A 23,296-nucleotide genomic window follows, 5' to 3' on the forward strand; every position below is an offset into this window, starting at 1 on the left:
TTTTTGTTATTTATTACTGCCTGTTGAAATGTGGAGAGTTTTCTTTTGAAATTTCAGTTATAAAATATTTCGTGTCTCCCCAAAAGAAGAACGTGGCATAGCGTTCTACGTACGTAAGTTTTACATAACTTCCTTGATACGCTTTCAATTTTTCAATAACTTCTTTTTCTCCTCCCATTACAGAGAAATCAAATATTTGCGCACCACTAATCCCTTGACTAATCTGGCCTTCCCAAGTTTTTATCAAAACGCCTTTATTACTAAATTTAATCAGTTCACCGGCACGTGTTCCTTCACTGTAAGGTACCGCATATATAAAGCTGTAAAATAGTATTGCAAATACAAATATTGCAGCTAAAACAATTAGAAGTAATTTTTTCATTTTAAAGTTCTTAGTGATTTACAGGCTTGCAATATGCAACTCTAAATTTCTTTTTCATAATCTAAAGTATCATTAGCTCTTTTAACTAAATTGCTGTCTAGCTGCTTAGTTGCTTTAGCACCTAAACTTCTTAATTTTTCTACGCGTATTATAAGATTACCTCTTCCGGTAAGTTTAGTCATAGTGCGCTCATACGTAGCGCTAACCGTCCCCAATTGATTACCGATTTTAATAAGTTCATCGGTAAGCAAGGTAAAAGCATCATAAAGTTTCCCAGCCTGAGTAGCAATCTCGATCGCATTGCGTTTTTGTCTATCATTTTGCCATAAATTTTCAACCAGTTTTAGTGCAGCCAGAAGTGTAGATGGGGTTACAATAATTACATTTTTTGTAAATGCATCTTCATACAATTGTGGTTCATTTGCCGATGCAATCGCAAAAGCGGGTTCTATGGGTATAAACATAAAGACCGTGTCTGGACTTTCCTCAAGAAGCGTATAATAATTTTTTCTACTTAGCGTCTCTATATGTTTTTTAATAGATATTATGTGCTGCTTTAAGTAAGAGCTTTTAAGAGTGGAGTCTTCTTCGGAAACAAAACGTTCAAAAGCAGTTAAAGAAACTTTACTATCGATGATCATTTTTTTGCCGTCCGGTAAATGTATAAGAACATCTGTTTGCAGGCGTTTACCCTCTGGAGTGAGATGACTATCTTGTATGGTGTATTCTCTGCCTAATTCTAGGCCAGATTTTTCAAGAACACGGGTAAGAATAAGCTCTCCCCAATTACCTTGAATTTTTGAATCACCTTTGAGTGCTTTTGTAAGATTATCTGCATCCTTACTCATTTGAAGATTAAGGTCTGCAAGGCCCTTAATTTGCTGTCTAAGTTCGCTGTGGCGACCTAAACTTTCCTTATTTGTATCTTCTACTTTTTTCTCAAAACTATTAATACGCTCGTGCAGGGGTTTTAGAATAAGATCTAAGTTTTCTTTATTCTGAAGTGTGAATTTAGAGGATTTCTCATCTAAAATTTTACTTGCCACAATTTCAAAATCTTTAGTAAATTTTTGTTGTAGCTGTTCTAATTCGGCGGTTTTCTCCTCTATACGCTGCTCAAGATTTTCATAAGCTACAGTAGTGCTGGTCAATTCATTTTGCAAAAATTCTTTTTTTTGCTGTAAATGCTCATTTTTAAGATTTTGCTCTTTTAATTTATTTTCAGATTGAGATAGTTGTTCAGATTTTAGATTTAGGCGCTCGGTAAGCATCCCGGTTTCTGATTTATTCTTAAGTCTTGCAATAAAATAACCAAGCACAGAACCAAGAAGTAAACAGCCTAATCCTATGCCTAAAAATAATAAGCTTTCGTTCATTGATATTTATTTCTATCAAAGATACAGATTAGGTATGCGTCTTATCTAATAAAAAATTGTTTTGATTGTGTATTGAAACCAATGGTATTATCTGGGAAAAGATTTTCAAAGACTCCGGATTGTATTAAATTATCTGGAGTATCAGTAATGCAGGTTTTTCCTTTGATAACGATCATTTGATCGCAAAGGGAAAGAACAAATTCTATATCATGCGTTGTGCTCAGAATTAATTTGTTATGAGTATGAGCTATTTTCTTCAGCAGTAAAAAAATAGAAGCTTTGTGGTGTAGATCCAGGTGCGTTGTAGGCTCATCAAGTAAAATGATTTCTGTGTTTTGTGCTAGAGCACGTGCTATGAGAGCTCTCTGAAATTGACCATCACTTAATTCAAAACAAGAGGTATTTTTAAAATTTTCTAATTCAGTAGCTCTAATAGCTTCTAAAATATGCTCTTTATCGCTGTCAGTTAAAGTACCTAACCAGTTTGTATATGGCTGTCTTCCTAAGGCGACCAGCTCCAATACCGTTAAGTTTTTTGAAATTTGCTGATTAGTAAGGACAAGACTCAGCGTTTTTGATTTTTGGACCGGATCTATGGCAGCGATTTTCTTTTTGTCTAGATATACGTCACCTTCTAAAGCTTTTTGCAAACCTGCTAATGTGCGCAATAGTGTAGATTTCCCCGATCCATTTATACCCACTAATGATATGAAATTTCCTTTTTTGAGAGATAGGCTTATATCCTCTAAGATGATTTTCTTATTGCCATTATTTGTGTAACCTACTGAGAGGTTTTTACAATAAAGATTCTGACTATCTTGAGACTTGATCATATTAAAATAAGAGTTTCTTTTTTCTAATAAGCAGCCAGATAACAATGGGAGCTCCTATAATTGAAGTTATTGCATTTATAGGAAGTGTAAAATCTAATCCTGGCATTTGCGCAATGGTATCGCAAAATAATAAAAGTAAAGCACCACCTAGCATACAAGCGGGCATAAGAACCCAGTGATTTGATGCGGTAAACCATTGTCTTATCAAATGGGGAACTGCAAGCCCCACAAAAGCTATAGGGCCTACAAATGCAGTTAAACTTCCAGCAAGAATACTTGTAGATATTAGAATAATAAATCTGCTTTTCTGTATAGAAACACCAATGGATTGTGCATAGGATTCGCCTAATAAAAGACTATTTAAACTTTTGCAAATACTTAATGCTAGTACTATTCCTATACTATAACAAAGACAGAGCAATTGCAAAGCGCCCCAAGAAATATCTCCTAAACTTCCAAAGGACCAAAACATGTAACGCTGCAGGTCTTCTGCCGGACTAAAATAAGCTAAGATGCTTACTACAGCAGCAGTTAAACTACCAAACATGAGACCTATAATTAGTAAAGCCATTGCATCTCGTACACGTGAAGCGACTAACAATACGACACTTAGAACAGTAAAACTGCCTAAGCTTGCAGCTATAATTGTTCCCCAGCTTCCTGGGATTAATATGGATGAAAGCCCCAGGGCGCTACCACCTAAAATAAAAAAAGCCACTCCCAGACTGGCACCGCTGCTTATCCCTAAAACATAGGGTCCTGCCAAGGGATTTTTGAACAGGGTTTGCATCATCAAACCGGAAACTGCGAGACCACTTCCGGTTAAAAGTGCCGCAATGGCTTTTGGAATTCGGTAATCGATTATGATATATGTCCAGGCTTCCTGGTTGTGATCATTGCCAAGAAGAATAGAAATAATAGTATCTACAGGAATACGTACACTTCCCAGACTTATATTCACTAGAAAAAAGGCTATTAATAAAATAACCAGTACTAAAAATTTTGGAGTATGATTTACAGAACTAATCAAGAGCTTTAAAAAAATGAGGTTTATGATCTAATTCTAGTTCGGGATGAAAAATAGCTACAAGATCTTCCAAAACCCAATCTGGTCTGGAGGATGCCAATTCATAGTAAATTAAGCCGCCGGTTTCTCCCTTAGCACTTGCAAATCCATAAATCTTTCGTTCTTTAAAAGCTTTAAATTGTTGATAAGCTGCACTGGTATTTCCTAATTCGTCATAGTTTTCAAAAGAATTGGGAGCAATCCAGAAGTCGGCATTCTGTGCTGTAGTAAGTACCTCTTCAATACTTAGAGATGCACTGCCGGTACCTTGGGTATCTTTGTATAAATAATCTGCATTTGCATCTGCGATAAGTTGGGCAGCCCAGCTTTCACCTTTTGGAAGATACCACACATCTTTAAACATCGCACCACTTAACACAGTAGGATTTGAGGTAGCATTTTGAGCTTTATTTTTTAAAGTAAGATAGTTCGTTTCAATTTCTTTAAAAATAGAATCTACTACTGCCTCTTTATCATAGAGTGCAGCGAAAAACTTTATCCATTCCGCTTGGCCTAAAGGAGTTTTCTCAACCCAATCCCCATTATAAAAAACAGGAATTCCCGCTCGTTGTATAGAATTAAGCGCTTTATTCTCACCGGCAACTCCAAAGCTTATCACGACATCAGGTTGAAGACTTATTGTACTTTCAGTATTAATAGATTCGTTTTGACCTAAATCTTTTATCTGGCCGGCTGTAATACGCTTTCTCACCGTTTTTGAAGAGATATAATCAAGGTTTGGGAACCCTTTTAGGGTTTGAGTTACCCCTAATAATTCTAATGCCGGAAGGTGGGTAGTTGATGTAACTACAATATTTTTAACGGGTATTTGTATAGTAGCATCAACCTCTATTCCATTCGGTAAAACAGCCTCATCCTTTATTAAAGCATAGTTGAAAACGACTTCACTATCTGGCCAAGCCTTTGTAACAGAAAGAATTTTATAGCTTCCATAATCTACAATCTCAAAACCAGTGGCATAATCGATTTGTTGTTTGATTCCTTTTTCACTAACAGAGGTCTTCTTATTTACTTCTTTTTTACAAGAGTTTAAAAGTCCTGAAATACAGATAAATAGTACTATTGCAGAAGTGCGCATTTCGGTTAAGGTAGGTTTAAAATTGATCACGAATCTAATAATTCATTTTTCAAAAGTAAGATTAATTAAAAAAAGCAAGCAAACGTTACACATTTGATTAACTTCGCGCTTTAATTTTTGGTGTTATTTTTTATTCTGAAAAATAACTTAAAAGGGAATCAGGTTACGTTAAACACAAGTTTAAATAGTCCTGAGCTGTTCCCGCAACTGTAAGCTTAGTTCACGATTAGTGAATGATAAAGATTGTTCTTAAATACCACTGCCTCAAGAGGTGGGAAGGTTAATCTTTATACGCAAGCCAGGAGACCTGCCAAGAATAACATTTAACAAATGACTTTCGGGATAGAGGTCTGGCGCATATGGAATATTTAAAAAACTACATTATTATTTCGGTAATGCTTTTGACATTATCGGTTACGGGTCAGGAACGCGTGTTTACTGCTTTGGATTCTGTGTATTTGACAGATTCTAAATTAAAGGAATTTTCTACCGGAAGAAATCTTATTAGTATATCAGATTCTCTGCTACGTAATAATAGTGCACTTCTTACCAATACGCTTAATTTTAATACACCTATTTATTTTAAGGAAAATGGCTTGGGAATGGTTTCTTCACCTTCTTTTAGAGGCACAAGTGCATCTCAAACAGCCGTTTTATGGAATGGGATTAATATAAATTCTCAGTTTAATGGTCAGCTTGATTTTAATACGGTCAATGCAGGCGCATATAGCGAGATATCGGTAAGAGGTGGTGGAGGTAGTATAGTTTATGGCTCAGGAGCGATAGGTGGTAGTGTTCATTTGAATACCAGACTAATATATGAAGATACTACTGCACACAATCTTTTTTCACAGTATGGCAGTTTTAATACTAAAGACGCCCGATATAATTTAAATCTTGGAACTAAAAAATGGAGCTTAAATTTAGCTTTAGCCAGAACTAGTAGTGACAATAATTATGAGCTTCCTAATGGTAGTAAAAATCTAAATGGAGGTTTTGAAAATACAGCATTAAATGTTGGAGTTGGTTTTAAAATAAACAATCAAAATTCGCTACGCTTCTTCAGTGAGATTTTTGATGGTGAACGTCATTTTTCGGTATTACGAACTTCAGAAACAAGAACAAAATATCAAGATGTAAATAGTAAGAATCTTCTAGAATGGGAAAGTCATTTTGGTGAGTTTGTTTCGATCGCCCGACTGGCTTACTTAGAAGAAAATTACAAATACTTCCTAAATATCAATTCCGATTCCTTTTCATTTGGAGAGGCGAAAACTGTTGTGGCTAAGTATGATCTGAGTTATTCAATTACAGATAAGTTAAAATTAAATACCGTCTTAACCAATACAAACACAAATGGAAAAGGTTCCAGTTTGGGCGAAAACAAACGAAATATATTTGCAGCAGCTCTTTTATTAAAACACAGAATAGACCCAAAATTTAATTACGAACTAGGATTTAGAAAAGAAGCTACTGATAATTACGAAAGTCCGTTTTTGTTTTCACTTGCAGCTACCAAAGATTTAAACAGCTTATTTAGCTTAAATTTCAATGCTTCCAGAAATTTTAGAATTCCCACGTACAACGATCTCTATTGGCCTTCAGCCGGCAATCCTGATTTACTTCCTGAAAAATCGTTACAGGGAGAAGTTGGAGTAGCTTTTACTCTCAATAATTTTAAAGCTATCCTATCTACTTACTACAATAAAATTACAGATATGATAAGGTGGCTTCCTGCTAATGATGGTGTCTGGAGACCGGTTAATGAAGATAAGGTGCGTATATATGGTTTGGAATCTTCTCTAAGTTGGTCTAAAAAATTTCAGAATAATCACATAATTTCTACTAATGCCACTTATTCCTATACAGTTTCTGAAAATGAGGAAACAGGATACCAACTCATCTATGTTCCATATCATAAGGCAACGGTAAATGTGAGTTATGATTACAGCAGATTTAATGCTAACCTGCAATTTTTACGAGTAGGAGAGGTCTTTACGCGTAGTGATAATAACAGTCGTTACAATCTGGAGGGCTATAACTTAGGCAATTTTAGTCTGGGTTATCGCTTAGGAAAATTAGAAAAATTTGAACTGGGTGGGCGAGTCAATAACTTTCTTGATGCCGAATATCAAAGTGTTGAGAATCGCTGGATGCCAGGTCGAAACTATACTATGTATTTAAATTTTAAACTATAAACAATTAAAAATGAAAATCAATAAACTTACACTTTTAGCGCTGTTAAGCGTATTTATTTTAAACAGCTGTTCTGATGATACAGATGATCTTATCGATCAAGTTCCCGAAGGTGATTATACTGATGGTTTTTTTGTATTGAATGAGGGTGGAATAGGTACAGTAACTTATATAAGTGACGATCTTAGTGACGTGGAGCAAGATATTTTTGCAAGCGCTAATCCTAATGCAGCAGACCTAGGAGCATACACACAATCAATATTTTTTGATGATAATAATAGAGCTTACATTATTTCTAATGGATCAAATTTAATTACTGTAGTAGACCGTTACACTTTTGAGTTAATTGATGTGATTGATGAAGGTTTAACTGTACCAAAATACGGGGTTGTATATAAAGGTAAAGCTTATGTAACCAATAACAATACCTTTGATGATTATACTTATGACAATGATAACCCTCCATCAAGTTATGATGATTTCATTGCGGTAATTGACTTAGAAACTTTATCTGTTGAATCAACCATTGAAACCAATAGCTATACGGAGCAGATTGAAGAAGAAGATGGATTGATCTATGTAAATGGTTCTTCTTTTGGTTATGGAAATACTATAAATGTGATAAACCCTTCTTCCAATGCTGTTGTACGAACAATTTCTACTGCTTTTGGAGTCAATTCTTTTGATATAGAAGACGGTTCAATTTATACACTTTCTAGTAATTCATATGAGGTGTTTAATAAAGATAATGGAGAGCAAATAAGTAATTTAGAATTTTCAGATTTGAGTGGAGCATCAAATTTAGTTTTAGAAGATGACAAAGCTTATTTCACTGTCAATCGGTCTGTTTATGTGATGGAACAAAACAGTACAACTGAACCTGAAAAACCGCTTCTTACATATAGTTCTACATCTCAATATGGCGCAATGTATGGCTTTGCTGCAAAAGATGGTCGTATTTACATCGCTGACGGAGGAGATTTTTCTTCTGATAGCTTTGTTGAAATCTATTCAACAAATGGAAGTTTATTAAAGAATATAACAGTTGGATTAGGACCAAACGGTTTCTATTTCAACTAAACAGTTTCATAAACTTTAAGGCATAAAAAAATCCGCTGATAATTCAGCGGATTTTTTTATGCTCTACTAATAGATTTATTATTTATTTATGTTGGGAAGTTTGTTATCGTACATTCTCTGATAGGTAGGAGAGAACATATCGGTCTCCCCAATAAGTTGATAAGCAGGTCCCGCACTTCTTTTTGTACTTCTGCTTCTACCTAATATTTGATCTAGAGCTAAGCTTAGAAGAGGTTCGGTAGGATTACCCAATTCCCCAAGGTTTGTAAGATCTTCCTCTAATTCAAAGTCCGGTTCTATACCTGTAGGAGGTCCTACCACATCATCTGCATTTCTATAAGTATAGATTAAGGGTTGTATCGCATACGTATGATTTGGGTTTGCATTTGTTCTGCCAAAATTATCTGAATCATATAAAGTTGTAGATGCTTGAAATTTACCTACTGTGGTACTACCTATAGTTTTTACGTCTATATACGGTCTAAGACCTGTAATTGTAAGTTCACTTGCAGAAGCTGTACTTCCAGTTCCTATAACGTACAAACGCATAAGGTTTAGACTATTTATAGGTTGTTCTGAAGCTGTACCTGTATAAATTGTAGAATTAAATCTACTTAGTAAACTTTCCGGGGATTCAGATTCAAAATAAGCTTGCGCTTCAGCATTCCATTGTTGCTTAGTTATAATTTCACCATCAAATTGACCAGTAATCATAGATGTTAAGTCGATAGCTGTCGCTACAGAACCTCCACCGTTATAACGTAAATCTAGAACTAAGTCAGTTATTCCATCTGCTTTAAATTGAGCAAATGCATTATTAAGCTCATCATCAAAATTAGAAACAAATGAATTATACATTAGATATCCAATTTTTGCGCCGTCGATTTCTAATGTTTTAGCGATATATACTGGGTTTTCTTCAAATCCTTCTACTTTACTTAGCGTTACGGTCTCACCCGTAGGACTTACCGTATTATTTGCTACAGCAGCTATATTTAACGTGTAGGTGTCTTGAGCTAACAAGGTTTGATAATTGTTTATTGTTAGCGTTGTACCATCAATTTCAGTAAATAAATCACCGCGTTCAATAATCGTTTCAGAAGCAGTAGAATTTGGCGCTACATAACGTACATAACCGAAAATATTATCTGAATTTGAAAAGCGGACAAGACTAAACTTTAATCCGTTGCTTTTACTTACACCAGAAAAACTATTTTCTAATTCAATATAATTATCGGTAAGAAAACTAAAGCGATCTTGATCTGATAGTAATTCATCATTGTAAAATGCTTCTGGATCTGGGTTTTCTGAAAGATATTTTATGTACGAGTCCTCATCAGTAAAGAAAGTATCTGCAAGCTCAGGAATATCTCCTTTATATAGATAATACAAATTCATTGCTCCATACATAAAATCCTGAATAGGATAATCTGCACGATCTAACTCTTCTTCTGGTTCTGGTTCTACAACCGGATCAATTACTTCGGGCTCTTGAACATCGTCACTTGTAGAACAGGAACTAAAACTGACGGTTGCCAAAAGCGCTACTAAAAAATACTTTTTCATATTTATTTTTAAAAAATTAATGATTTTGGGTAAATATTGCTGCTCAAAATAGGATTTAACTATCTATTTGGCAAGTCTAAAACATACATACGCTGAAAATTAGGAGTAAACATTTTACTTTCTCCTACAACTTCCATAGGGTTTTCCAATTTAAAGCTTTTAGTTGCTGAACTGCGACCCAATATTTGATCAATCGCGACTTTTAATAAAGGTTCATTAGGATCTCCTAGTATTCCAAGATTAGACGGAGTTTCAGCAATTTCAAAATCAGGTACAATTCCTGTAGCAGGACCTACAGTTCCGCTAGCATTTGCATACGTGTAGATTAAAGGTTGTATAGCATAGAAGTGGTTTGGGTTTACATTTTGTCTCCCAAAATTTTCTGAATCGTACAGCGTAGTTGATGCTTGAAATTTACCTACCGTTGTGGTGCCTATAGTTTTTACATCAATATAAGGTTTAAGTCCTATAATTGTAAGTTCACTTGCAGAGGCAGTACTACCGGTACCTATAACAAATAATCGAGAAAGATTAAGACTATTAATTGATTCGCCGGTACGAATAGTAGAATTAAAGCGATCGAGTAAATCTTCAGGGTCGTTAGATTCAAATGCAGCTTGTAGTTCAGGATTCCATTGCTGCTTAGTAATAATTTCACCGTTAAACTGACCGGTAATCATCGCGGTTAGATCAACTGCAGATTCTACAGATCCACCACCGTTGTACCTTAAATCCAGGACTAAGTCACTTATACCATCTGCCTTAAATTGTGCAAATGCCGTATTTAGTTCATCATCAAAATCTGCTGTGTATGCATTATACATTAGATAACCAATTTTAGCCCCATCAATGGTAAGTGTTTTAGATATCAAAATAGGATTTTCGATCAAACCTTCCTCTTTGGTAAGCGTAACATTTCTGCCATTCTCAATTATAGAAGTGGTCGTTCCATCATTTGTGATATCTGCAAGTGTTAGTGTATACGTGTCCAATGCAAGCAAGTCGATATAATTTGTAAGCGTTAAAGAAGTGCCATTAACCTGAGTGAAGGCATCTCCTCGCTTAATTTCTTTTGTCGCAGCGTCAGAATTAGGAATTATATAACGCACATAACCTATAATATCGTTACTACCCGGAGCTACACGCACCAGCCGGTATTCAAGACCATTATCTTTACTTACACCGGCAAATCTGTCTTCTAGTTCACGATAGTCATCTGTAATAAAGCTAAATCGATCCTGACCAGAAAGTAAGTCTTCAAATAAGTCTTCGGGAGTATTAAATGGATCTAAATAGCTATTTAGTTCACTCTGATCATTAAAAAAATCATTTGCTAAAACAGGAACATCTGGTTTGTAGAGGTAGTAAATATTCATTGCTGAATAAATAAAATTCTTAATTTCCAGATTACTTACTATTTGCACATCATCACGATCTTCACTACATGAGATGGTAAATAATGCGCAACAAAATAGAATTAGGGGCAAGGTAGTCTTCTTCATAAAACTGTTTAAGTACATATTAAAAATACGGTATAATTGTAGTATTGGTTTTTATCGCTGTAACAAAAATAAGAGCTAGTCGTCTTCCTTATAACTAACCTTAACAATAAATGAACCAAAAAGAGTTTTTATCGAAAGTTACTCCAGTTCAGGACAGGTTATATCGCCTTGCTAAACGACTGCTAGTTTCTGAAGATGAAGCTCAAGATGCAACTCAGGAAATTTTAATCAAATTATGGTCACAGCGTAAGAAGATTGCGAAGTTGCGTAGTATAGAGGCATTTGCAGTGACAATGACTAAGAATTACTGTTTAGATAAGCTAAAAGCCAAGAGCAGTTCTAATTTGCAACTGGTGCATACTCACTATGAAGATCATCATTATAACACTGTTAGAGCGAGTGAAGTTAATGATAGTGTGAATTGGGTTTATATATTAATGAATGATTTGCCAGAGCAGCAACGTATGATATTGCATTTAAGAGATGTTGAACAATATACTAATAGTGAGATTGCAAAAGAATTAGATTTAAATGAAACAGCGGTACGTGTTGCGCTGTCTAGAGCTCGAAAAACGATACGTGAAGAATTGCTAAAAAAACATAATTATGGAATTAAATAAGATCGAAAATCTACTTGAGCTTTACTTTGAGGGAACTACTTCCTTAGAGCAAGAGGCTAAGTTGAGGGATTACTTTACTAGTGATGAAGTAGCCCCGCATCTGGAGGAGTATACGCCTCTTTTTACCGCTTTCGCGAAAGCAAAACAAGAACGTTTTAATCGTAAAATAGAATTGCCTAAAACTAAAAAATCGTGGCAGTGGATACCTATTGCAGCAAGCATTATGATTTGTTTAGGACTGTTTTTGACGTTTAATAATAAACGTGGGTCTGATAATGACTTAGGTACTTATAAAGATCCTGAAATTGCAGCCCTTAAAACAAAGCAAGCCCTTTTTATGATGGGTAATTTTATGAATAAAAGTACAGCGCAACTAGATAACCTAGATGCATTTGAAGAAACCACCAATGAAATTTTAAAATAATTAAAATCAAAAAACGATGAATAAATTAGTAATTACATTAATACTGGTAGGATTTAGTTTTACCGCTTTTGCACAAAAAAACTTTGAAAAGTTTGAAGATATGCAAGGAGTTACCTCTATGGTAATGAATCAAAAAATGTTTAAACTTCTTAGTGATATGGATCTTGATTCTAAAGATCCAGAAATGAAGAGTTACATTGAGATGGTTAACAGTCTTCAGGATATTAAGGTGTTCACAACAAAAAATGCTATTGCTGCCCAGCAGTTAAAGGGTGAGTTCAAGTCTTATCTTACAAGTGCAAATTTGCAGCAGTTAATGCAGGTTAAGGATGAAGGTAAAAATGTAAATTTTTACTACAAACCGGGAAAGAGCGACAATTTTGTAAGTGAGTTTGTGATGTTTTTAGATGGAGTTTCAAGCAAGGAAGACACTGTTTTAATTAGGATAACGGGTGATATCAACTTAAAAGAAATTGGTAAAATCGCAAACAGCATCAACTTCAAAGGAAGTGAGCAGCTTAAAAATGTAAAAGTAAATTAATATGAATGCAATAAAAGGAATTTTTGTAATCCTCTTTGCAATTGCTTTTACGAGTTGTCAAGACAAGCAAACGCTTCAGGAGTACTATGTTGATAGTAAGGAAAATGATGCTTTTATTTTAGTAGATGTGCCTACAAGTTTGATTGCTCCATCTGCAGAAGAAATGACCGAAGATCAAAAGAAGGTATTGAAGTCGGTAAAGAAAGTTAATCTATTGGCTTATGCTAAAACAGATAGTGATTTTTATACTTCTGAAACCTTAAAAGTAAAAGAGATTCTTGCAGATGATAATTATGAGGAGCTGATGAAATTTGGAAATCCCAATCAGCGGATGCGTTTATTTATTAAAAGTCAGGAAGAGTCTATAGATGAGATAGTCGTATTTGCTCAAGACGAAAAAAAGGGCTTTTTACTAGCTCGTGTTCTTGGCGATAAAATGAATGTCGCAGATATGGTACGCTTTGCAGAGACTATGGATACAAGTAGTACTGCATTTAATACTGCGGGTTTTGAAGGTGTAATGGATGTTTTTAATAACAAATAACAGCCACCCAAATTAAAGTTTAAAAAAGGATCTCGTGAGAGATCCTTTTTTGTTTTATATAAGATTTAACGACTTATAATTAGCAACTATTATGGGGTTAAAAATGAATAATTGTATTTTTAAATAAATACACAAAACGATGAGCAGAGGAATATACATAGCAACTATAGAACCTAATAGCGGTAAAGCAATAATATCACTGGGTCTTATGCGTACACTACTTGGAAAAACTGCTAAAGTAGGTTACTTTAGACCCATAATAGATGATGTGAAAAACAAGGAAAAGGACAATCACATTAATACGATTCTTTCATATTTTGATATCCAGTTAGATTATAAAGAGGCGTATGCATTTACAAGAAGTGAGGTAATTAAAAAACGTAACAAAGGAAAAGCAGGTGAAATTCTCGATACGATAATTACAAAATATAAAAACCTTGAAGAGCGTTTTGATTTTATACTTGTTGAAGGTTCAGATTTTACAGGAGAAGGCACCGTGTTTGAATTTGATACCAATGTGCTGATCGCTAAAAATCTTGGACTTCCAGTAATCCTTGTAGGAAATGGTGTAGGGAAATCTGAAGATGATTTATTCGGAAGTTTACAAATTGCATATACCAGCTTTCTCGATAAAGATGTTTCGGTAATAGGAGTAGTGGCAAACAAGGTGCAGAGTTCTAATTTAAAAAAGGTAAAAAAAGGATTACGCAATTTTCTGCCAGAAAATGTAGATGTATATGCCATTCCATATACTGAAGAACTTGCACATCCTACCATTAAAGAAATTGTATATGCATTAGATGGTGAAGTGCTCTTTGGCGAAGATCTTTTAGACAATCAAACCGGCAATTTTGGGGTAGGGGCGATGCAGCTTAGAAATTATTTAACTCATCTTAAGCAAGATAGTCTGGTAATTACTCCAGGCGACCGAGCAGATATTATTTTAGGTGCTTTACAAGCGCATATATCTACTAATTATCCACGAATTTCAGGTATTATACTTACCGGTGGTCTCATACCAGAGGAACCCATATTACAGCTCATACGTGGTCTTTCTCAAATAGTTCCTATAGTTTCAGTAGGTGATGGCACATTTTCGGTTACAAATCGTATCGGTAATATCAAATCCCAAATTTATGCTTCAAGCAAACCAAAAATTGAAACCTCACTTACCGTCTTTGAAAAAGAAGTCTCTTTTGATAAATTAATAGAACGACTTATTAATCTCAAACCTAGAGGTATTACTCCGAGAATGTTTCAGTACGGCTTGATGAAACGAGCACGAACAGAACAAAAGCATATCGTGATGCCTGAAGGTACAGATGCACGTATTCTCACTGCTGCTGTAAGACTAGTTGAGTTAGATATCGTTAAAATAACTTTGCTAGGAGATCCTGATAAAGTAAAAGAAAAGGCTGTACAATTAAACTTACCACTCAATCTGGAGAAAATCACCATTATAGATCCTGTAAAGTCTGCGCATTTTGATGATTACGTGAAAACCTTTTATGAATTGCGTAAACATAAGAATGTAAATATGGACATTGCCCGAGATTGGATGACAGATGTTTCCTATTATGGTACAATGATGATTTATAAAGGTCACGCAGATGGTATGGTAAGTGGTGCGGCTCATACTACACAACATACTATAAGACCAGCGCTTCAGTTTATAAAAACTAAACCTGGAGTTTCAGTAGTGTCTTCGGTATTTTTTATGTGTCTTGAAGATCGGGTTTCTGTTTTTGGAGATTGCGCAATTAATCCTAATCCTTCAGCAGAAGAATTAGCAGAGATCGCTATTTCTTCCGCAGAAAGTAGTTTGGCATTTGGTATAGAGCCTAAAATTGCTATGCTATCGTATTCTTCAGGTACTTCCGGAAAAGGAGCAGATGTAGATAGAGTACGAGAGGCAACATTACTTGTTAAAGAAATACGTCCAGATTTAAAAGTTGAAGGGCCTATACAATATGATGCTGCAGTAGATGCGACCATTGGTAAAAGTAAACTACCAGATTCTGAAGTCGCCGGGGAAGCAAGTGTTCTAGTTTTTCCAGATTTAAACACAGGTAATAATACCTATAAAGCGGTACAGCGTGAGACGGGAGCTTTAGCAATCGGCCCTATGCTTCAAGGCTTAAATAAACCAGTAAATGATTTAAGTAGAGGTTGTACTGTAGATGATGTTTTTAACACAGTGATTATTACTGCAATTCAGGCACAGGGCTTGTAAAATAAAAGATAACAGATGAATATATTAGTTATAAACTCCGGAAGTTCTTCAATAAAATTTCAACTTATATGTATGCCTGAAGCGAGTGTGATGGCATCGGGTATTGTGGAGCGTATAGGTATAGATGGTGGTCAAATCACCTATAAAGCCGGGATGAGAGAATTTACCGAAAAAGCACATTTTGAAGATCATACTGCAGGCTTATACAAAATTTCTAGTCTCTTGATGGATTTAAAATATGGGGTTATTGATGATACAGATGAGGTAGATGCTGTGGGACATCGTGTGGTTCATGGCGGACAGCGTTTTACGGAAACTATAGAAATTAATGAAGATGTAAAGGAAAACATCAAGCGCTTATTTTCTTTGGCACCCTTACATAATCCTGCAAATTTAACGGGAATTGAAGTTGCCGAAAAGCTTTTTGATAAGGCGCCTCAGTTCTGTGTTTTTGATACGGCTTTCTTTAAGTCTGTTCCGCAAATGGCATATCAATATGCTATACCACAACATTTTATGACTGAAAACAGAATACGACTCTATGGTTTTCACGGGACTAGTCACAAATATGTAAGTAAAAAGGCTATTGACTATTTACAGAAGCCAGAATCAAAGATTATTACGATTCACTTGGGTAATGGTTGTAGTATGGCTGCAATTAAAGATGGACTTCCCATAGATACTTCGTTAGGCTTTGGACCTGCAAATGGTCTTATAATGGGTACTCGCGCCGGAGACATAGATCAGAGCGTGGTATTCTATATGCAAGAACATTTAGGATATTCTATAAGCGAGGTTAATGATATTCTGAATAAAAAAAGCGGAATGCTGGGACTCACAGGTTTTAGCGATTTAAGAGATATTGAAGAAGCTGCGGCGAGTGGAGATGCCACGTGCAAATTAGCTCTGGAAATGAATGCATACCGTATTAAAAAATATATTGGTGCATATGCTGCTGCATTAAACGGTTTGGATGCTCTAGTTTTTACAGCAGGAATTGGAGAAAATAGTAGTTATTTACGTAGTGCAGTTTGCCGTAATATGAATTATCTAGGTATCTATCTGGATGAAAACAGCAATGCGGAACGTTCTAAGAAGCTAAGAGAGATTCACGCTCAAGAATCTAGCGTAAAAGTATTAGTTATTCCTACAAATGAAGAGTTAGAAATAGCAAATCAGGTTTTTGATTTAATCGAAGACTAACGCTTTATTGGTTATATTCAACTCGGAATTATTTAAAAAATAATCGCTAAACCTGAAAGTACTTGTGTTTGATTAAGTATTCCTGCTAGGCCCGCAGGGAGAATACTACACAAACCTGTACTCAGATCAGATTTAGCGATTTTCTATTGTAATTTAAATACCCGTGTAGTTTGACGGAGTAATAGCTTTTAATTCTTGTTTAATAGCAGCACTAGTATCTAATGTATCTATAAAAGCGTGCATAGATGCTTGATTAATTACCTCATTAGTACGGGTTAACCCTTTTAAAGCTTCATAAGGATTAGGATATCCTTCTCTTCTCAAAATGGTTTGGATAGCTTCTGCTACAACTGCCCAGTTATTTTCAAGATCTTTAGCAAATTTACTTTCGTTCAATAGCAATTTGTTTAGACCTTTTAAAGTGCTCTGAAATCCTATTATTGTATGACCTAAAGGCACGCCAATATTACGTAGTACGGTACTGTCTGTTAAATCGCGCTGTAATCTAGAAATTGGAAGCTTAGCAGATAGATGTTCAAAAATAGCATTTGCAATTCCTAAGTTTCCTTCGCTATTTTCAAAGTCAATAGGATTTACTTTATGTGGCATTGCAGATGAACCAACTTCACCTTTTTTAATTTTTTGCTTAAAATATTCCATAGAAATATACTGCCAGAAGTCTCTGTTTAGATCTATGATAATCGTATTTATACGCTTCATTGTATCAAAAAGAGCAGCCATATGATCATAATGCTCTATTTGTGTAGTAGGGAAAGAATGATGAAGTTTAAGAGTTCCGTTTACAAACGAAGATCCAAAATTTTTCCAGTCGACTTGTGGGTATGCTACGTGATGTGCATTGAAGTTACCTGTAGCACCACCAAATTTTGCCGCACTCGGAATATCCTTAAGCAGTCGTATTTGCTCTTCCAGACGTACAATAAACACTTCAATTTCTTTACCTAATCGAGTAGGAGAGGCTGGCTGACCGTGAGTACGAGCGAGCATAGGAATAGTTTCCCACTCATCTGCTAACTGTTTTAAATGGTCGATTACTTCAAGAAGTTGAGGTATGTAAACTTGATTTGTTGCGTCCTTAAGACTTAAAGGAATTGCGGTATTATTTATATCTTGAGAGGTAAGTCCAAAATGTATAAATTCTTTAGACTGAGTAAGTCCCAGTGCATCAAATTTCTCTTTTATAAAATACTCAACGGCTTTGACGTCGTGATTGGTGACGTTTTCAATCTTTTTAACGTTCTCTGCATCTTCAGTAGAAAAATCATCATAAATACCTCTCAAATCTGCGTAATGCTTCTTCGGAAAGTCTGCTAGTTGAGGAAGCGGAATTTCGCATAAAGCAATAAAATATTCAACTTCTACTTTTACACGGTATTTAATAAGTGCTTTTTCAGAAAAAAAAGCAGATAATATTTCGGTTTTACTTGAATATCTACCGTCTATAGGTGATACAGCTTCTAATGAAGATAGCGACATAATTGCATTTTAATTTTAAGAAGCAAAGATACGCAGCTATATCCTACTAACAAACTACAAAGGGCAAGAATGCGTTACCAGATTGTTTCAGAATATTTAATTTCTAAGAATGAAAATATCAAAGCCTTAGTTGGGCATCAATTCGTCAACCAGCTTAGGCAATGCTATAGACGCTTTTTCTGGGATTATGTGTAAATTTTGTTTTGATTTTAATGCCGGATTAGGATCTATAAAATAGATGTGAGCGGTATTCTTAGCATAATCGATAAGCCCTGCGGCTGGATAAACTTGCATCGATGTCCCTACGATTATAATTATATCTGCTTGAGATACTAAATGCGCAGCAGTTTCAAGTAGCGGAACTTGCTCTCCAAACCATACTATATGAGGTCGCAACTGGCTATTTTTCTCACACAAATCACCAGTGCAAATGTCTGTATCCCAATTCAAAACAATATTTTCATCCACAGAACTCCTGGCTTTTAAAAGTTCGCCGTGTAAGTGAATTACCGAGCTACTGCCGGCACGCTCGTGTAAATCATCTACGTTTTGTGTGATAATAGATACCTCATACTGCTTTTCTAAATCTACCAATGCAGAATGGGCTGCGTTGGGAGTTACAGTCTTTAATTGACGTCTGCGCTCATTGTAGAAATGCAGAACAAGATCTTGATTTTTCTGCCATCCTTCTGGACTGGCGACCTCCATTACATCGTGACCTTCCCATAATCCATTAGCATCCCTAAATGTTTTAAGACCACTTTCTGCACTGATTCCTGCACCAGAAAGTACTACTACCTTTTTCATAATTTATGCCGATAATTTATCCAGTATAAAAATAACCATCATCGATGAGAATTAAACACAAATAACGAGATTATCAAGCGTGATTGCTTAGCTTATTTTATTTTTGAACAGTATGAAACAAAGTCTTCACAATTACTTAGAAACCTATCTCACGCCCAGACGTCAAGAACTTTTTAAAGAGGTACTGGCACAGCGTACCCGTTTTTTAACAGTAGCTATAGAAGACGTAGGTCATTTACATAATACCAGTGCGGTGATGCGTAGTTGCGATGCGTTTGGTGTGCAAGATGTGCACGTAATTGAAGAGCTAAAAGGAAAGCGTATAGATCGAGAAATCGCCATGGGAGCGCAGAAATGGACTACTGTAAATAGATATTCAAGCACCAAAGAAGCATTGAGTTCCTTAAAAGGTAAAGGTTATAAAATTGTTGCTACGACACCGCATCATACTGCGCATAAATTGGAAGATTTTGTATTAGATCAACCTACTGTTTTATTTTTCGGAAGTGAAAAAGATGGGCTAACAGATACGGTAATAGAGGCTGCAGATGAATACATTTACATACCCACATTTGGCTTTACTCAAAGTCTTAATATTTCTGTATGTGCGGCAATTTTACTTCAAGAACTTACACAACGTTTACGCAAATCTAATCTTGACTGGCAGTTAAATGCGTCGGACTGTCTTGATATTAAGGAGCTATGGCTTAAAAGAAATTTGAAAGATTATGACAAACTAGTGACACGTTATGAATTAGAAAATAACAGCTCTAATTAACATAGAATTGAATTTAAATAGTAAAGTCCGTAGTATGTGAATACTACGGACTTTACTATTTTAAAAACTTGAGTTACTTGTTATTTATCTCTATTGAGAACTTTATATTCTTCATAGCAACTGCTCAACGCGTCTAATATTTGAAGATCGTTAGCAGATTTTACGAAGCTCTGTGAATAGTCGCATCTTCCAAGAATAGCTTCTATATCTTCTTTAGGAACCTGTAGCAATGCACTTAACGTTTCTCTATCAAACTTAGTTACCAGAAGATTTCTAATATTATCATCCTCTTTCATTTGCCTAAGTTTGCGCATTTGCGAACTTTTATTCGAAAAGACTTTATTTAAAAAGTCTGCCGGATTAAAAATAGCACTCAATACTTTGTTTATGGCACCCGGTTGCGAATTACCCGCTTCGTAAGCAGTATCTAAACCAGAAATACTATAACGCACATTTTTATAAACAGGAACGTTCTTAGCGTCAATTTCAAGATATCCAGTTAATTCGACATTTTTAACGACAACCTCTTCTAAAGCGATTCCGGTTTCTGTCATTTTAACTTTCACATCGCCAAAACGTTTCCAGTCATTTGTAACACGTACTTGTAATGTTTTAAAACCTAAAAATGAAAAAAACAGGGTGTCTGTTGAAGACGCCCTGATTTTAAAAGTTCCATCTGTAGCGGTAGTTGTCCCTTTTACAGTATTTAGATTTATAATATTAACTCCTTCAAGAACCTCCTCTGTAGTTGCGTTTATAACAGTACCTTCAATAAGCGATTCTTCTGTATCGTCTGTCACTGTGCTTTGCGCAAAGGCAAAAGTGGGCAAGACAATACATAGGAGTAGTATAAAAATCTTCTTCATAGTATAATCAATTTAGAAAAAGAGACAGTAAAACCATACCAAATGTGACAAATCTTAGAAAATTAATGATGTATTAACGATCTCTCCTTCTTCTTTTTCCTGAAAACGGACTCTTATTTTCACGTTCTCCTTCCGGTTTACTTTTACCTCTGCGTTCACCACCGGCATTTTCACTGCTGCGACTTCTACCGCCTCCAGAGCTTGAACCTCCTGATGATCTTCTCTTCTTGAATCCGCCATCTCCACCAGAGTCATCTCTGCGTCTTCCGCCGCCTCCAGAACCACCACTTCTTCTGTCGTTGCGTTTGCGTTTTCCGCCACCGCCGCCACCACTTCTGGTGTCTTTAGTAATCTCTACGTGTACAGAGCGTCCTTTAAGATTAAAATCTTCAAAAAGAGCTAAAATAGTATCCTTGTGTTCAGTATCTGTATTAAAGAATGAAAATGAGTCTTTACAGTCAACTTTATAAACTCCTTCACCCAGACTGGTAAGATCTTTTAAGAAGTCTTTTAAACTCATCCAGTCAAATCCGTCACGCTGTCCTACATTGATAAAATATCTTGTAGATTCCCCAGACTCTTCTTTCATATCTGCAACAACTCCGGCATTTAGATCCTTTGTTTTCTTGTAGTAATTAAAGAAACGAGTGAATTCTACAGAAAATACTTTCTTAATAAGTTCCTCACGACTTAAGCCTTCAAGAACTTCATTAATGCTGAATAAATACGGATTTATTTCATCATTAATAGTAGTATTACGAATGTCATTTGCAAGGTGCATTAACTGAACTTCACAAATTTCCATTCCTGTAGGAATCTCTTTTTGTATAAACTTCTTGTTTATGATTTTTTCTAATGTTCTTACTTTACGTATTTCACTTTTAGAAACAATTACCATTGAGATACCCGTTTTACCGGCACGACCTGTACGACCACTACGGTGTGTATAGGTTTCTATTTCATCAGGTAATTGGTAATTAATAACGTGAGTAATATCATCAACGTCAATACCACGAGCAGCAACATCTGTAGCCACAAGCATTTGTATTTGACGAGCTCTAAAGCTTTTCATCACAAGGTCACGCTGATTCTGGCTTAAGTCTCCGTGTAGAGCAGAAGCATTATAACCATCTTCAATAAGATTTTCGGCAACCTTCTGAGTATCTCTCTTTGTTCTACAAAATATAACAGAGAAAATATCTGGGTTAGCATCAGCAAGACGCTTAAGTGCTTGATAACGATCTCTTGAGTTCACTAGATAGTACTCGTGAGATACATTTTCTGCACCCATATTTTTTGTACCTACCGTAATCTCAATAGGATTGTTCATAAATTGCTTCGCAATACGAGCAACTTCTTTAGGCATTGTAGCAGAAAATAACCACGTCTGCTTCGTCTTTGGAGTATCTGCAAGAATTGCAGTTATATCTTCATAGAAGCCCATATTAAGCATCTCATCTGCCTCATCTAAGATACAGAAATCAATACCACTAATATCAACTAAGTTACGACGCATCATATCTTGCATACGTCCTGGTGTTGCAACAATAATCTGTGCACCACGAGAAATTTGACGAGCTTGCTCTTGAATATTAGCACCACCGTAAACTGCCACGGTGTTTAAACCTTTTACATACTTTGAGTAACTCTTAAGTTCATTTGTAATCTGTAGGCAAAGTTCACGAGTAGGGGAAATTATAAGCCCCTGAGTTTTGCGACTGGTTGCATCTACTTTTTGAATAAGCGGAAAACCAAATGCTGCCGTTTTACCTGTACCTGTCTGAGCGAGTGCAACCACATCTGTTGCATCGCGTAATAGGACCGGGATGGCTTTTTCTTGCACTTCTGAAGGCTCTGTAAAACCCATATCGGTTACAGCTTGCAAGATGGCATCATTAAGTCCTAACGCTTTAAATGTATTCATATAAAAAAATTATCTCAAATCAACGTCGATTTAAGAGGCTGCAAAGATAATGTTAATTAATGTAAGAAGATGTAGATGTGTGTAATCATTTAGTTGCCTAAATATCAACTATTTGTACTTGAATAAATAGAATTAGCTCATCGATCTAAGGATCAAGTGGTTAGAATAACAGCGAATTTTTATAAATTTTGAAGTGAAATAATAAGTTTTTCAGTAGCTTTTCCGCGGTGACCTATTTTATTTTTAGTAGATAGTGGCATTTGAGCAAATGTCATATCATAGCCTTCGGGTTTAAAAACAGGATCATAGCCAAAACCATTATCACCCATTTTATCTCGTGTGATAGAACCTTTACAAATGCCTTCAAACGTATAGGTTTTGTCATTTATGAGAAGAGCAATGACAGTTTTAAAATGCGCACTTCGGTTTTCTTTACCGTTTAATTCGGTTAGTAATTTGGCTACATTATCGGCATCATTTTTTTGTTCACCGGCATATCGGGCACTATAAACTCCGGGTGCCCCCTGGAGCGCTTCAACTTCTAATCCGGTATCATCTGCAAAACAGTCATAGCCATATTTTTCTTTTACATATTTTGCTTTTAACAACGCATTACCTTCTATAGTTTCAGCGTCTTCGATAATATCTTCAGTACATCCTATATCGGTCAAACTTTTCAGATTATACTTTGGCATCAAAGCCTGTATTTCACGTAATTTATTTGCATTATGGGTAGCAAAAACAAGAGTCATTTTTGTG

The 23,296-nt window shown here is 35.5% G+C and carries 21 protein-coding genes and 1 riboswitch; of the genes, 9 read left to right on the plus strand and 12 right to left on the minus strand.

The annotated features are described in order from the left end of the window. Positions 1-13: 13 nt before the first annotated feature. The 5 genes from ABVM53_RS12600 to ABVM53_RS12620 are packed head-to-tail and all read right to left on the minus strand — an operon-like array spanning position 14 to position 4,786. Positions 14-382, minus strand: coding sequence for a 6-phosphogluconate dehydrogenase (locus ABVM53_RS12600; protein ID WP_405326596.1), 369 nt, complete (start codon positions 380-382; stop codon positions 14-16). 41 nt (positions 383-423) lie between these two features. Next, positions 424-1,758: a DNA recombination protein RmuC gene (gene rmuC, locus ABVM53_RS12605; RefSeq protein WP_405326599.1), complete on the minus strand. Its 1,335-nt coding sequence runs from the start codon at positions 1,756-1,758 to the stop codon at positions 424-426. A gap of 41 nt (positions 1,759-1,799) precedes the next feature. Next, positions 1,800-2,591, minus strand: coding sequence for an ABC transporter ATP-binding protein (locus tag ABVM53_RS12610; protein ID WP_405326602.1), 792 nt, complete (start codon positions 2,589-2,591; stop codon positions 1,800-1,802). A 1-nt stretch (position 2,592) separates the two neighbouring features. After that, the gene (locus tag ABVM53_RS12615; RefSeq protein WP_405326605.1) at positions 2,593-3,621 is read right to left on the minus strand and encodes a FecCD family ABC transporter permease; all 1,029 of its coding nucleotides are present in this window, start codon (positions 3,619-3,621) and stop codon (positions 2,593-2,595) included. Further along, complete coding sequence (locus tag ABVM53_RS12620; RefSeq protein ID WP_405326607.1) at positions 3,614-4,786, minus strand: ABC transporter substrate-binding protein; 1,173 nt, start codon at positions 4,784-4,786, stop codon at positions 3,614-3,616. Before ABVM53_RS12620 ends, ABVM53_RS12615 begins: the two co-directional genes overlap by 8 nt. Positions 4,787-4,857: 71 nt before the next feature. Further along, positions 4,858-5,086, plus strand: a riboswitch (cobalamin riboswitch). A gap of 29 nt (positions 5,087-5,115) precedes the next feature. Here ABVM53_RS12620 and ABVM53_RS12625 point away from each other — a divergent pair. Both ABVM53_RS12625 and ABVM53_RS12630 read left to right on the plus strand, forming a co-directional pair. After that, positions 5,116-6,954 (plus strand): TonB-dependent receptor plug domain-containing protein, encoded by a 1,839-nt coding sequence (locus ABVM53_RS12625; protein ID WP_405326609.1) that lies wholly within the window; start codon positions 5,116-5,118, stop codon positions 6,952-6,954. A gap of 10 nt (positions 6,955-6,964) precedes the next feature. Next, complete coding sequence (locus ABVM53_RS12630; protein WP_405326612.1) at positions 6,965-8,032, plus strand: YncE family protein; 1,068 nt, start codon at positions 6,965-6,967, stop codon at positions 8,030-8,032. A 78-nt stretch (positions 8,033-8,110) separates the two neighbouring features. On the opposite strand, the gene ABVM53_RS12635 is transcribed toward ABVM53_RS12630, so the two are convergent. Together ABVM53_RS12635 and ABVM53_RS12640 are read right to left on the minus strand one after the other, a co-directional pair. After that, complete coding sequence (locus tag ABVM53_RS12635) at positions 8,111-9,598, minus strand: S41 family peptidase (protein ID WP_405326614.1); 1,488 nt, start codon at positions 9,596-9,598, stop codon at positions 8,111-8,113. A gap of 59 nt (positions 9,599-9,657) precedes the next feature. After that, entirely contained in the window at positions 9,658-11,100 is a 1,443-nt protein-coding gene (locus ABVM53_RS12640) for a S41 family peptidase (protein WP_405326617.1), read from the minus strand. Between the two features lie 110 nt (positions 11,101-11,210). Between ABVM53_RS12640 and ABVM53_RS12645 the strand changes: the two genes are divergently transcribed. The 6 genes from ABVM53_RS12645 to ABVM53_RS12670 all read left to right on the plus strand — a co-directional run bounded on the left by ABVM53_RS12645 (position 11,211) and on the right by ABVM53_RS12670 (position 16,665). After that, a complete protein-coding gene (locus tag ABVM53_RS12645) occupies positions 11,211-11,720 on the plus strand; it encodes an RNA polymerase sigma factor (RefSeq protein WP_405326620.1) in 510 nt (169 codons plus the stop codon). Then, positions 11,707-12,144 (plus strand): hypothetical protein, encoded by a 438-nt coding sequence (locus ABVM53_RS12650; RefSeq protein WP_405326622.1) that lies wholly within the window; start codon positions 11,707-11,709, stop codon positions 12,142-12,144. Before ABVM53_RS12645 ends, ABVM53_RS12650 begins: the two co-directional genes overlap by 14 nt. Positions 12,145-12,160: 16 nt before the next feature. Next, positions 12,161-12,685, plus strand: a complete 525-nt coding sequence (locus ABVM53_RS12655) for a DUF4252 domain-containing protein (protein WP_405326625.1) — start codon at positions 12,161-12,163, stop codon at positions 12,683-12,685. 1 nt (position 12,686) lies between these two features. Continuing rightward, positions 12,687-13,229, plus strand: coding sequence for a DUF4252 domain-containing protein (locus ABVM53_RS12660; protein WP_371456244.1), 543 nt, complete (start codon positions 12,687-12,689; stop codon positions 13,227-13,229). A gap of 139 nt (positions 13,230-13,368) precedes the next feature. Then, a complete protein-coding gene (pta, locus tag ABVM53_RS12665) occupies positions 13,369-15,462 on the plus strand; it encodes a phosphate acetyltransferase (RefSeq protein WP_405326628.1) in 2,094 nt (697 codons plus the stop codon). Positions 15,463-15,477: 15 nt separating this feature from the next. Beyond that, complete coding sequence (locus ABVM53_RS12670; protein WP_405326631.1) at positions 15,478-16,665, plus strand: acetate/propionate family kinase; 1,188 nt, start codon at positions 15,478-15,480, stop codon at positions 16,663-16,665. A 153-nt stretch (positions 16,666-16,818) separates the two neighbouring features. Here ABVM53_RS12670 and purB read toward each other — a convergent pair whose 3' ends face one another. After that, entirely contained in the window at positions 16,819-18,162 is a 1,344-nt protein-coding gene (gene purB, locus ABVM53_RS12675) for an adenylosuccinate lyase (protein ID WP_371456247.1), read from the minus strand. Positions 18,163-18,288: 126 nt separating this feature from the next. Further along, entirely contained in the window at positions 18,289-18,969 is a 681-nt protein-coding gene (locus ABVM53_RS12680) for an SIR2 family NAD-dependent protein deacylase (RefSeq protein WP_405326634.1), read from the minus strand. A gap of 112 nt (positions 18,970-19,081) precedes the next feature. On the opposite strand from ABVM53_RS12680, the gene ABVM53_RS12685 reads away from it, so the two are divergent. Further along, positions 19,082-19,747, plus strand: coding sequence for a TrmH family RNA methyltransferase (locus tag ABVM53_RS12685; RefSeq protein ID WP_405326637.1), 666 nt, complete (start codon positions 19,082-19,084; stop codon positions 19,745-19,747). Between the two features lie 80 nt (positions 19,748-19,827). Here the strand turns inward: ABVM53_RS12685 and ABVM53_RS12690 are convergent, their stop codons facing one another. The 3 genes from ABVM53_RS12690 to ABVM53_RS12700 all read right to left on the minus strand — a co-directional run bounded on the left by ABVM53_RS12690 (position 19,828) and on the right by ABVM53_RS12700 (position 23,289). Continuing rightward, positions 19,828-20,613: a carboxypeptidase-like regulatory domain-containing protein gene (locus tag ABVM53_RS12690; RefSeq protein WP_128757274.1), complete on the minus strand. Its 786-nt coding sequence runs from the start codon at positions 20,611-20,613 to the stop codon at positions 19,828-19,830. A gap of 73 nt (positions 20,614-20,686) precedes the next feature. Next, positions 20,687-22,537, minus strand: coding sequence for a DEAD/DEAH box helicase (locus ABVM53_RS12695; protein WP_405326640.1), 1,851 nt, complete (start codon positions 22,535-22,537; stop codon positions 20,687-20,689). 179 nt (positions 22,538-22,716) lie between these two features. Further along, the gene (locus ABVM53_RS12700) at positions 22,717-23,289 is read right to left on the minus strand and encodes a non-canonical purine NTP diphosphatase (RefSeq protein WP_405326643.1); all 573 of its coding nucleotides are present in this window, start codon (positions 23,287-23,289) and stop codon (positions 22,717-22,719) included. Positions 23,290-23,296: the final 7 nt, after the last annotated feature.

The organism is Leeuwenhoekiella sp. LLG6367-2.1 (assembly GCF_045055775.1).
GTDB lineage: Bacteria > Bacteroidota > Bacteroidia > Flavobacteriales > Flavobacteriaceae > Leeuwenhoekiella > Leeuwenhoekiella aequorea.